Source organism: Clostridium sp. HBUAS56017 (assembly GCF_007115085.1).
GTDB classification, from domain to species: Bacteria; Bacillota; Clostridia; order Clostridiales; family Clostridiaceae; genus Clostridium; species Clostridium cibarium.
Genome location: NZ_SULK01000018.1, coordinates 70,919 through 82,350 on the forward strand (window position 1 = coordinate 70,919; position 11,432 = coordinate 82,350).

Below are 11,432 nucleotides of genomic sequence, written 5' to 3' on the forward strand. Positions count from 1 at the left end.
TTTAACTAATGGATTATATAGAGGAGATGGAATAATGAGCAAGATATTATATATAAAAGCAAACGTTAAAGCAAATGGTGAATCAAGAACTTTTAAAGTGTCAGATAGTTTTATAGAAGAGTATAAGAAAAATAACCCTAGTGATGAAGTAATAACTTTAGATTTATATACCGAAAATATTAACTTTTTGAAACCAGATGATTTGACTAAAATTTTTGGACCTAAAGATGAAAATAGTAAAAGTGATCCTATTTTAAAATATGCATATCAGTTTGCGGAAGCTGATAAATATGTAATAGCAGCGCCAATGTGGAATCTAAGTTTTCCAGCAATATTAAAAGCTTATATTGATTATATAAGTATTGTAGGTATAACTTTTAAATATACAGAAAATGGACCAGTAGGACTTTTAAAAAATAAAAAAGCTGCACATATAGTAGCAAGAGGCGGTGAGTATGGTAATGCTCCATATGAAATGGGGGATAGATATTTAAGGACGATATTGGGCTTCTTTGGAATTCAAGATATAGAGACAATAGCAATTGAAAATCTTGATATAGTAGGAGCAGATGTTGAAGGAAAAGTAAATGAGGGAAAAGAAAAAGCTAAAAAAATTGTACAAAACTTTTAATTTATATTTTAAGGAAAGTCATTTTGGCTTTCCTTAATTCACATTTAGAACAAAATATACAAGGAGATGAAAAGATGAGCAAGGTATTATATATAAAAGCCAATATAAAAGAAAGTGGGGAATCGAGAACTTTTAGAGTATCAGATTGTTTTATGAAAGAATATAAAAAAAATAATCCTGATGATGAAATAACTACATTAGATTTGTATAAGGAAAAGATTGAGTTTTTAAAACCAATTGAACTAAAAGAAATTTTTGAATCTAAAGATGAAGAGAGTAACAAGAAACCTATTTTAAGTTTTGCATATGAATTTGCAGGAGCAGACAAGTATGTAATAGCAGCACCAATGTGGAATTTGAGTATTCCAGCAATTTTAAAAGCTTATATAGATTACATAAGTGTTGTAGGTATAACTTTTAAATATACAGAAGATGGACCAGTGGGACTTTTAAAAAATAAAAAAGCTGTACATATAACTACAAGAGGTGGGGGATACAATAATACAAATTATGAAATGGGAGACAGATATATTAGAACAATACTAAGCTTCTTTGGAATTGAGGATATACAGACAATAGCTGCTGAAAATTTAGATATTTTAGGAGTAGATGTTGAGAAGAATGTTAATGAAGGAATTGATAAGGCTAGAATTATTGCTCAAAGCTTTTAATGAAGAATACATGACTTAAGGAAAGTAATTTTTCTTTCCTTAAGTTTAACTAAGTAAATGTTTCAGTAACTAAATTTGCAAAGATTAAATTAGAATATATTTCTGAATGATAGGTTAATGATATATGTTTATCCTAATTTTGTAAGAGAGTATATTCTATGATATACTTAAAACAATGTGTAATATATGTTTAGTGAATAATAGTGCTATATAAGTAAAGGGGTAGGGGCTATGGAAGAAAAAAGATTTGCAGTATTAATAGATGCTGATAATGTTTCCTCAAAATATATTAAAAATATATTAGATGAAATATCTAATTATGGGATAGCAACATATAAGAGAATTTATGGGGATTGGACAAGTAAAAACGCAGCAGGATGGAAAGAGGTGTTACTTGAAAATTCAATCTCTCCAATTCAACAATATAGCTATACTACAGGGAAAAATGCTACAGATTCGGCTATGATAATTGATGCTATGGATATACTATATTCTAATAGTGTAGAAGGTTTTTGCATTGTATCAAGTGACAGTGATTTTACAAAACTTGCAGTACGGCTTAGAGAATCAGGAATGATAGTAATTGGAATGGGTGAAGAAAAAACGCCAAAACCTTTTAGTGTAGCTTGTAATATATTTAAATATCTTGATATATTATCAGAAGTTGAAGAACAAGATACTATAGAAAATAGTGCTGTAAAATCTAAAGAAGATAAAGAAAAAGATGAAAACAATAAACTTGAAATAAAAGCTAAAGAAGCTAAGACTATGACTGATATTAAAATTATAGAAGAATCAATAATTAAGATTATAACGGAAAATGGAAATGAATTAAAAGGAATGGATATGGGAGAGTTAGGAAGTAGACTTGTTAAAAGATATCCTGATTTTGATGTTAGAAATTATGGTTATAGCAAATTATCAAAATTTATAACAAGTTTTAATTCATTAGATTTAGAAACAGAACTGAATAATTTAACTGTACGAGTAAAAACAAATGATGTGAATTTAAAAACAATTGAAAATACAGTTATTAAGATTATAAAAGAAAATGGAGAGAAAGGCATTAATATGGGAGAACTAAATCAAAAATTAGTTGAAAATTATCCGAATTTTAATGTCAGAAATTATGGTTATTCAAAGTTTTCAAAGTTAATAAATGAATTAAATGAGGTAACTATAAAAAGTAAAGGAAGAAACGGGTGTGCTAAAACTGTCACTTTGCTAAAAAATGTTTTGAAGAAATAAGGTAAAGTCAAGAGTGATTCTTGGCTTTACTTTATTGGAGAATCTTAGTTTTTATATAGAAATTGTAGAATAAAAGTAAGTAATAAGGTTTAACATGAACTCTTTAAAATACAAAATTACCATCTATGAATAATATTGGGTTTTGTAAATATCTTATCAAGTGTCTTTATAAAAGGAATAATAGAGTTAAAATCAAGAGCTCTATGGTCAAAGGCAAGGCACATTGGGAGAGTTTTTCTTATACCAATTTCTTTAATGCCATTTTCTTTTGTAAATATTCCTGCTTTTTCTTGAATAGAACTTATTCCAATAGCAAACACTTGTGGCGGTATAATTTCCAGTAAAGAAAAAAATCCTTTTTGTTCTTTATATAAAGAACCTATATTGGATACTGTCACTGTAGCAGATAAAATATTTTTTTCTGTTAAACGATCTTTCTCTGGAATATTGTAATAGTTTTGTTTTTCTAATCCTTTAAGACAACTAGCTTTATGTTGACTAAATTTTGAAGATAAAATACGTCCTAAAATACTAAAGTTCAGTTTCCTTATTTCATTGATGGTATCAGTGCAAGCTGCTTTATATAACATTTCATTTATATTTGTATTTTTAATTTTTTTTGATAAGCTAAGAATAGAGTTGGAGATATCATTTAAGGACATTTTTTCAGTATTTAATATGGTTGGTGTTATCATTTTTTCATCAGGGAGGAGCCAAGGAATAGCTATGTTAATCGCATCTAAAATATAAAGAGTTCCTTCAGATTTCTTAGAATTATATTCTACATAAGAATTTAAATCAGGGGCTAATAGCAGACCTTCTATAATAGTTTTAATCATTATTGTGTTGAAGGTAATTTTATGATTTGATTTTATTTTGTTTTTACTCAGTTTTAAAAATTCTTCGTAAAAATTGGTTATGTCAGGCTCATAGATATAAGTAACATGTGGAACGGTTTTCCAAGAGGTTGATGTCATATGTGATACTACCTTTCTTTGTAGATCAAATTTTTTTGTAGCTTTTATTTTTATGTTTTTATAGTTCATAATTTTTCTCCCTGTAACTTATATTTATAACTATAATAAAGATTAATTTGTATAATTTTATGCAACATTTAAAGTAATAGAAGTATCTAATAAGTATAAAATTCAAACTGACTTTAATAAAAAGATATTATTTAAGTAAAAAAGATAATCCTAAAATAGGAAGGTTAAACATAAATTTTAACGAGAGTAGATTTAATTGTAAATTTAGTGCACTTAATAAAGTAGAATTCACAAAGAATAGGAATTAAAATACCTTTTTGTGATATAATTACAATATGGTGTAAAATAAAGTATTATTTAAGGAGGTATAGAGATGGATCATTTAGTATATTGTAATGGAAAATCAAAAGTTTTAGAAAAAATTTTAAGTGGTACAAAGACAATGATTATTAGAGGGGCAGCAGATAGAAAGTTACCGTATGGAAGAGTATTCGAGGGAGAAACTCTTTACTTTATAAAAAATAGAGGATATGGTTTAATTGAAGGAAAGGCTACTGTAAAAAGTGTATTTAATTCTGAAAAAATTACAGAAGATGAATCGAAAAAACTAATAAGTGAAAATATGAGTAAGTTGGATTTATCTGAACTTCAAGTTCAACGTTGGGTTGGTAAAAACTATATTTGCTTAGTTGAGATAGAAGATGTTGAAAAAGTGGAAATGCATTTAAAATTTAAATACCAGAAAACTATGGAAGATTGGGTCATCATTGAAAACGTTTCATCTGTAGTGGAAAATCCAAATGAAAGATATAACAGTTTAAAGTATAAGTAATAACTTAAAGACTTTTCTTTCATATTTTTATATTAGTATAAATTTGTACTATAAGCATAGAAATCAAGCTTTAAAAAGATTTCTGTGCTTTTTAAAAAATAATTTATATATACTGTATTTACAAAAAAGTGGACTATAGATATTATCTATAGTCCAAAATTAGAAAATAAATTTGCTATTCAGTTTTGAATTTATTGATTAGTGATTTTAGATTTACTGCCATTTCTCCAAGACCTTGTGCTGATGCCGTCATTTCTTCAATGGAAGCTACTTGTTCTTCAGTAGCAGCAGATATTCCTTGAATTTCACCATTTACTTTTTCTGAAAGGCTAACCATAGCATCTAAGTTATTAGAGATAGCTTCTTCTTCTTTAGCCACGGAAGTTATAGAAACTGTTACTTCTTCCATATTAGTTGATATATTTTGAATAGCTTTAAAGATTTGTTCAAAATATTCATTAGTTTCTTTTATAACTTTTGATCCACCTTTAACATCATCTATTCCTTTATTCATTACCACAGTTACATTCTCTGTTTCTTTTTGAATTCCATCAATTATTTCACTAACTTGTCCAGCTGCTTCACCAGATTGTTCAGCTAGCTTACGAACTTCATCCGCAACAACTGCAAAGCCTTTTCCTTGTTCTCCAGCACGGGCTGCTTCGATGGCAGCATTTAACGCTAAAAGGTTAGTCTGTTCTGATATTCCTTTAATTACTTCAGTAATTTGGCCAATTGCTTTTGTGTGTTCATTCAATTTGCCTATTACAAGTGCAGTTTCGTTTACTGAGCTTTGTATACCATCAATGCTAGAATTTACCTTAACTAAAGCCTTGCTTCCCATCTCTGAATAATTAGAAGCATCCTTTACTGCACTTGATACAGCAGTGGATTTCTTATTTATATCATCCACAGCATTATCTAGGTTCCTCATATTTGAACTTATCTTATTTATGCTTAGGTTAACTTGCTCTGTTCCGTCTGCTATTTCATTAGAATTTTCAGCTGTGCTTGTAGATGCCATAGCTTGCTGTTCACAAACACTTATCATTTCAGTAGAAGCTTCTGAAACATTTGAAGAATAACTTTTTATACTATTTACCATTTCATTCAGATTGCTTACCATCTTTTCAAAGGCTTTACTCAATTCACCTATTTCATCCTTTGAAGATATATCAAGTTTATTTATATTTAAGTTTCCGTCTGCAACATTATTAGCGGCAGATAAAAGCAATTTAATTGGAGCTACTGAACGGCCTGATAAAATAAATACAATAGCACAAACAATTACTAATATGATTAGTCCGATTGCAGCTGTTAAAATAGATGATTGTACACTTTTTTCAATAGCTACTTTTTTAGAGATTTCTGCACATACTAACCAACCAGTTTTCTTGTCTTGAACAAAGCTTATAAGCTTTTTTTCACCATCTACTAGTATTTCTTCAGATCCACTATTTCCAGATAAACCATTTTTCACGTATTCATAATTGCTTAAGTCTTTACGTTCATCTAATGTTTTAAATGTTTCTGTAGGATGAGCTAACATTTTTCCTTCTTTATCTAAAACATAAACAGTAACATTATCAGTAGAAAGATTTTTTACAAAGTTATCTAAGTTTGTAAGATTAATTGTTCCTTGTATTACGCCTGTGATATTTCCATTTTCTTTATCCATTATTGGTGTGGCTAAAACGGTGATAGGCTTTCCAGTATTTTTAGCTATAAGAATTTCTGAAATAACTTCTTCGTCACCTTTAATAGCTGATTTGAAAAAGCTACGATCAGAGATATTGGAAGTTGCCTCGTTATCAGATCTTACAAGTTGATTTCCATCTACTTTGGAAACAACAATGCTAGATATATTTGGATAAACATTTTTTGCTTCAACAAGAATTGGTTTGATCTTTTCAGAATCCATTGTACGAATAAGTGGATTTTTTGATAAAACTCTAATTCCTGTGAGATTTTCATTTGCTAAGTTTTTTATTTCTGCTTGGACTATTTCTGCTTTTTTTAAATTCTCTGCCATAGCGTTTTCTGTTGAACTATTTTGAGAAAAAGAAAAACTAATAGAAATAAAAATTGCTAATGGTAAAGAACTTGCTAACAATAGAATTAATGTTAGCTTTTTTCTAATGTTCATATATGTACCTCCCTTAATCAATAAGTATAATTACCCTTATATATAATAATCGACCTAAATTGACTTCTCTTTATAAAATAAGGATATTTATTTATAATAAGTTATTAACAGTGTTGGAGATAGATTGAAAAGTTTTTTTGGAAAATAGTGTTGACCTTGACGCCGTGTACTACTTTATACTTTATAATAAGGATGGAGGGTAAGTATGGAACTTATAACAATTAGTGAAGTATCAAAAAATTTTAACGTGTCTACTAGAACACTTAGATATTATGAAGAAATAGGGCTTTTAAAAAGTACTAAAAAAGAGGGTTACGCTTATAGAGTGTACGAAGAAAAGGCAATTCTACGATTGCAGCAAATAATAATTTTAAGAAAATTGAATATTTCCCTAAAAGAAATCTCTAGCATTTTAAATAATGAGAATATTATTAATACTATTGAAATATTTAAGAAAAATGCTAATGAGTTGACAGATAAAATAAATTCCCTTTTAGTTATAAAGGAAATATTAAATGATCTTATTGAAAAAATTGAAGAAAGTCAAAATATTCAAATTAACTTAGATGTATTAAAGGATAATTCCGTACTTAATATGATTGACTCCTTATCCTTATCAAATTTTATTTTTAAGGAGGAAAAGTCATTGGAATATTTAAACAAAGCAGCAAAAACTTTAGAGATTCTTAAAGATGTTAGGATTATTCATTTACCATCATTCACAGTTGCATCAAGTCACTATATTGGAGAAAATCCAGAAGATAATGCAGGTGAACAATTAAAAAAGTTTATAAAAGAGAGTGATTTATATAGTATAAAATCAGATGCTCGTGTATTTGGATTTAATAATCCATGTCCAACTAAAAATGAAGTATATTATGGATATGAATTTTGGGTTACTATTCCAGAGAATATGGAGGTGCCTAAGCCACTTGAGAAAAAGCATTTAAATGGAGGTTTATATGCAGCGCATATGATAAGTTTCGGTAATTTTCACGAATGGGAATGGTTAAGTAATTGGGTCTATAAAGATAATTCTAAGTATGAAGCAAATTGTCTTAAGGATAATGGTGAGAAAATGGGTGGATTACTTGAAGAACATTTGAATTATGTATATTATGTGAATTCTAAGTGGCCAAAAAGTGATGAACAACAGATAGATTTATTGTTTCCAATAAAGAGGAAAGGTTAGTAGATAATTTTTAATTTTAGGTAAATTATTGCATGTCATGGAAATATAATGTATAATGAACCTAATTATTATTAAAGGAGGGTAGATCATGAGAAATATAGTTAGTACTGTTAATTTTACTTTAAATAAACGTTGGACTTTTAGTAGCTCAGTTACAAAAACAGCAATTTTAGGTGTTAACGGGATAAGTGCGTCCATTTTTAGAATAAGTACTAACTATTGTATAAATCCATGATTCTACATCTAGAGTTTAGCAGTGTATTCATATAATGAATTACAATTGCTGATATAATTAGATTTTAAGACTCAAGGCTTTATGCATTGAGTCTTTTATTTTGTGCTTATATAGGAAACACTTCATAAAATACAGTAGTTAAATTAATAACTGTGTCTGTGAAATGTGGACCTTTAAATTGGATAACTTTTCTCGTAAGCCTTAATTGTTTAATTTCTCTACTAAAGAGAAGTAGACAAAGGCTTATTTTTATTTGTCAAAATTTAAAATTCATTTGAGGAGTTAACTATGAGTACAAATAATAATTTGAGAGTAAATATATCAGTAAGTTATATATATAATTTTTTAATGCAGTTAGATATAACATCAGCTATTTGGGTTTTATATCTAAGCTTTAAAGGGATGTCTTTAGTTGAAATAGGAGTAATAGAATCTATTTATCATATTACAGGACTATTGTTTGAATTACCTACAGGAGCTATTGCAGATATTTATGGGAAAAGGTTTAGTGTAATACTTGGAAGGGTAATAAGTGTTATTTCTTGTATTTTTATGATTACATCTAATAATATGTTAGGCTTTTCTGTTGCATTTATTTTAAGTGCTGCATCAGGTAATCTTAATTCAGGAGCAGCTGAAGCATTGATTTTTGATAGTTTAAAAGAACTTGGAGAAGAGGAAAAATACAAAAAGATATGGGGGAGCATTTCCTTTTTTATGTCAATGGCACAAGGGATGGCAGTTCTTATTGGAGGAATATTAGCAGATTTAAATTTCTTATACGCATATATAGTAGGTACAGCTATACAAATAGTAGCATTAGTATCATCTTTTCGATTTAATGAACCGCCTACTAATAAAAATGAAGAAAAATGCCAAGAAAATAAAATTATATATCAGTTAAAAACTAGTATAAAGGTGCTTAAAGTAAGAAAAATGGTACTTTACTTAATTTTATTTTCTGCTTTAGTAGGAAGTCTTCAAACAACAGTATATTTTTACAGCCAAAAGTTTTTCTCAAATATGAACTATTCTAGCACCATAATTGCAATAATATGTGCTTTAAGCAGGGCTATTGAAGCTATGAGTTCAAAATACGCATATAAGTTTGAGAAATTATTTAAATTGAGGGGGACCTTAATTAGCATTGCTGCAATAAATATAGTGGCATTAATTGGTTTAGCCTTTATAGAGAAGTTATCTATACTATTCTTTTTTGTAACATCAATTACAGAAGGGTTAGGTTATACGATATTTAGTGACTATATAAATAAGAGGATACCATCAGAGTATAGGGCAACTATATTATCTTTTGATAGTTTATGTTTCAGTTTCTTTATGATTTCGGTATTCCCTTTCTTTGGGTTAGTAGTAGAAAAGATAGGTTTTTCAGTAACTTTTGGAGTTATGGCAATTATATATGTTCCCATAATGTTATTCATAATGCAAAAATTAAAGAAAAATAAGAATAGAGAAATAATTGGAGGAATCAGTGATGATAGAATTAGCGTTAAATAAGTTGCAAAAATATTATGGTGGCACAATAGTTTTAGAAGACATTAATTTTGAGGTACAAACTTCTGAAAAGGTAGGAATTGTGGGAGAAAACGGTTGTGGAAAAAGTACACTTTTAAAAATAATTATGGGGAAGGAAGACTATGAAAATGGTAGTGTTTCTATTAAAAAAGGAGCAACTCTAGGTTATCTTGAACAGGTGCCAGTTTATCCAGATAGATATAAAGTAATTGATGTATTAAATACAGCTTTTGAAGAGGTTGATTTATTAGGTAAAGAGTTAGAACTTTTAGAAAGAGAACTTTCAAGTGATAATCAATCTAATATAGATAAGTTGCTAAGAAAACTTTCTGATTTACAGGTTACTTATGAAAGTTTAGGTGGATATGAAAAAGAGGAAAAGTTAAGTAAAGTATGTACTGGACTTAAAATAAATGATGAAATGAAAGAAAGTTTATTTTCAGATCTTAGCGGGGGAGAAAAAACTACTATAATACTAGGGAAAATATTGCTTCAAAATCCTGATATTTTGCTACTAGATGAACCGTCAAATCACCTTGATTTAGAATCTATTGAATGGCTTGAGAGATACCTTAAGGAATACAAGGGGATAGTATTAATAGTATCTCATGATAGATATTTTTTAGATAATGTAGTAACTAAAATAGTTGAAATTGAAGATGAAAAATCAAAAACTTATGAAGGTAATTACACAGCTTATCAAGTAGAAAAGGAAAAGCAACTTAAGCTCCAAATGGATGCATTTCAAGAACAGCAGAAAAAGATAAAAGCTATGGAAAAATCTATTACTAAGCTTAGAGACTGGGCTATTAGAGCTGATAATAATAAATTTTTTAGAAGGGCTGCAAGCATGCAGAAGCAGCTTGATAAAATACAGAGAATAGACAAACCTGTTATGGAGAGGGATAGTATTAATATTAACAATAATTCCTCACAAAGATCGGGAAATGATGTTGTTATAGTTAAGGATTTATGTAAAAGTTTTGGGAAAAAAGTTCTGTTTAATAAAGCTGAATTATTAATAAAAAAAGGCGAGGCAGTAGCATTAATTGGGCAAAACGGATCAGGGAAATCAACTATGATAAAAATTTTATTAGAAATGGAAAAAGCAGATGCAGGACATGCTACTCTTGGAAGTTCTATTAAACTGGGATATTTGCCACAAAATATTTCTTTTGTAGATGAGAATAAAACTATATTAGAGTGTTTTAGGGAGGACATAGTAATAAGTGAAGGAAAAGCTAGAGAATATCTTGCAAAATATATGTTTTTTGGGGAAGTGGTATTTAAAAAAGTTAAAACTCTCTCTGGTGGTGAAAGGAGTAGGTTAAAGTTAGCTATCCTCATGTTTAATGAAGTGAATCTTTTGATTTTAGACGAGCCTACAAATCATTTGGATATTTACTCAAGGGAAGAGTTGGAAAGTTTTTTGAAAGAATTTAATGGCACATTATTATTCATATCTCATGATAGATATTTTATAAATAGAGTAGCAACAAGAGTGGTGGAGTTATATCAAGGAGTTTTAGTTTCATATGACGGAGATTATGAATATTATAAGGAAAAGTCATTAGAGCTAAAAAATATGCCACAAATCAAAACGGAAGAAAAAATAGTTAAGAAAGAAAAACAATCTAAATCTGTTAATGGGAAAGTTAATCAGTGGAAGAAAGAAAATTTAGAAAAACAAATTGAATCTATAGAAGAAAGCTTAAAGGATAAAGAAGAGAAAATTAACAGATTTTGTAGTGACTACGAAAAATTAAATATATTATATGCTGAAAAATTAGAACTAGAAAAGAAATTAGAGAAGATAATGGAAGAGTACTTCGATTATTTATAAAATATAGAGACATTTTTGTAAAGTTTGAAATCGAGTAGGAGGTAGATAATTATTTTATCTACCGACCTCTCACACCACCGTACGTACCGTTCGGTATACGGCGGTTCATTAG

The 11,432-nt window shown here is 28.5% G+C and carries 10 protein-coding genes; 8 read left to right on the plus strand and 2 right to left on the minus strand.

Annotated features, from left to right (window positions below):
* Positions 1-34: 34 nt before the first annotated feature.
* The 3 genes from FAY47_RS14845 to FAY47_RS14855 all read left to right on the plus strand — a co-directional run bounded on the left by FAY47_RS14845 (position 35) and on the right by FAY47_RS14855 (position 2,550).
* Entirely contained in the window at positions 35-631 is a 597-nt protein-coding gene (locus FAY47_RS14845; protein WP_143317688.1) for an FMN-dependent NADH-azoreductase, read from the plus strand.
* Between the two features lie 74 nt (positions 632-705).
* Positions 706-1,302: an NAD(P)H-dependent oxidoreductase gene (locus FAY47_RS14850; RefSeq protein WP_143317689.1), complete on the plus strand. Its 597-nt coding sequence runs from the start codon at positions 706-708 to the stop codon at positions 1,300-1,302.
* A gap of 231 nt (positions 1,303-1,533) precedes the next feature.
* Positions 1,534-2,550, plus strand: coding sequence for an NYN domain-containing protein (locus tag FAY47_RS14855; protein WP_143317690.1), 1,017 nt, complete (start codon positions 1,534-1,536; stop codon positions 2,548-2,550).
* Positions 2,551-2,666: 116 nt separating this feature from the next.
* On the opposite strand, the gene FAY47_RS14860 is transcribed toward FAY47_RS14855, so the two are convergent.
* A complete protein-coding gene (locus tag FAY47_RS14860) occupies positions 2,667-3,596 on the minus strand; it encodes a 2-oxo acid dehydrogenase subunit E2 (RefSeq protein WP_143317691.1) in 930 nt (309 codons plus the stop codon).
* A gap of 313 nt (positions 3,597-3,909) precedes the next feature.
* Here FAY47_RS14860 and FAY47_RS14865 point away from each other — a divergent pair, with 313 nt between their 5' ends.
* Positions 3,910-4,368 (plus strand): hypothetical protein, encoded by a 459-nt coding sequence (locus tag FAY47_RS14865; protein ID WP_143317692.1) that lies wholly within the window; start codon positions 3,910-3,912, stop codon positions 4,366-4,368.
* 175 nt (positions 4,369-4,543) lie between these two features.
* Here the strand turns inward: FAY47_RS14865 and FAY47_RS14870 are convergent, their stop codons facing one another.
* Positions 4,544-6,514 (minus strand): methyl-accepting chemotaxis protein, encoded by a 1,971-nt coding sequence (locus tag FAY47_RS14870; RefSeq protein ID WP_143317693.1) that lies wholly within the window; start codon positions 6,512-6,514, stop codon positions 4,544-4,546.
* Between the two features lie 205 nt (positions 6,515-6,719).
* Between FAY47_RS14870 and FAY47_RS14875 the strand changes: the two genes are divergently transcribed.
* The 4 genes from FAY47_RS14875 (at position 6,720) to abc-f (ending at position 11,320) form a co-directional block, all read left to right on the plus strand.
* Positions 6,720-7,706: an effector binding domain-containing protein gene (locus tag FAY47_RS14875; RefSeq protein WP_143317694.1), complete on the plus strand. Its 987-nt coding sequence runs from the start codon at positions 6,720-6,722 to the stop codon at positions 7,704-7,706.
* Positions 7,707-7,794: 88 nt separating this feature from the next.
* Entirely contained in the window at positions 7,795-7,941 is a 147-nt protein-coding gene (locus FAY47_RS20350; RefSeq protein ID WP_185966849.1) for a hypothetical protein, read from the plus strand.
* A gap of 288 nt (positions 7,942-8,229) precedes the next feature.
* On the plus strand, positions 8,230-9,459 hold the full coding sequence (locus FAY47_RS14880; protein WP_143317695.1) for an MFS transporter: 1,230 nt from the start codon (positions 8,230-8,232) through the stop codon (positions 9,457-9,459).
* Positions 9,437-11,320 (plus strand): ribosomal protection-like ABC-F family protein, encoded by a 1,884-nt coding sequence (gene abc-f / locus FAY47_RS14885; RefSeq protein WP_143317696.1) that lies wholly within the window; start codon positions 9,437-9,439, stop codon positions 11,318-11,320. The genes FAY47_RS14880 and abc-f overlap by 23 nt, the downstream gene beginning before the upstream one ends.
* Positions 11,321-11,432: the final 112 nt, after the last annotated feature.

Bases quoted from the DNA above. Each gene is read 5' to 3' on its own strand.
- FAY47_RS14845 (WP_143317688.1), top strand. From the start codon at position 35: ATGAGCAAGATATTATATATAAAAGCAAACGTTAAAGCAAATGGTGAA.
- FAY47_RS14850 (WP_143317689.1), top strand. From the start codon at position 706: ATGAGCAAGGTATTATATATAAAAGCCAATATAAAAGAAAGTGGGGAA.
- FAY47_RS14855 (WP_143317690.1), top strand. From the start codon at position 1,534: ATGGAAGAAAAAAGATTTGCAGTATTAATAGATGCTGATAATGTTTCC.
- FAY47_RS14860 (WP_143317691.1), bottom strand. From the start codon at position 3,596: ATGAACTATAAAAACATAAAAATAAAAGCTACAAAAAAATTTGATCTA.
- FAY47_RS14865 (WP_143317692.1), top strand. From the start codon at position 3,910: ATGGATCATTTAGTATATTGTAATGGAAAATCAAAAGTTTTAGAAAAA.
- FAY47_RS14870 (WP_143317693.1), bottom strand. From the start codon at position 6,514: ATGAACATTAGAAAAAAGCTAACATTAATTCTATTGTTAGCAAGTTCT.
- FAY47_RS14875 (WP_143317694.1), top strand. From the start codon at position 6,720: ATGGAACTTATAACAATTAGTGAAGTATCAAAAAATTTTAACGTGTCT.
- FAY47_RS20350 (WP_185966849.1), top strand. From the start codon at position 7,795: ATGAGAAATATAGTTAGTACTGTTAATTTTACTTTAAATAAACGTTGG.
- FAY47_RS14880 (WP_143317695.1), top strand. From the start codon at position 8,230: ATGAGTACAAATAATAATTTGAGAGTAAATATATCAGTAAGTTATATA.
- abc-f (WP_143317696.1), top strand. From the start codon at position 9,437: ATGATAGAATTAGCGTTAAATAAGTTGCAAAAATATTATGGTGGCACA.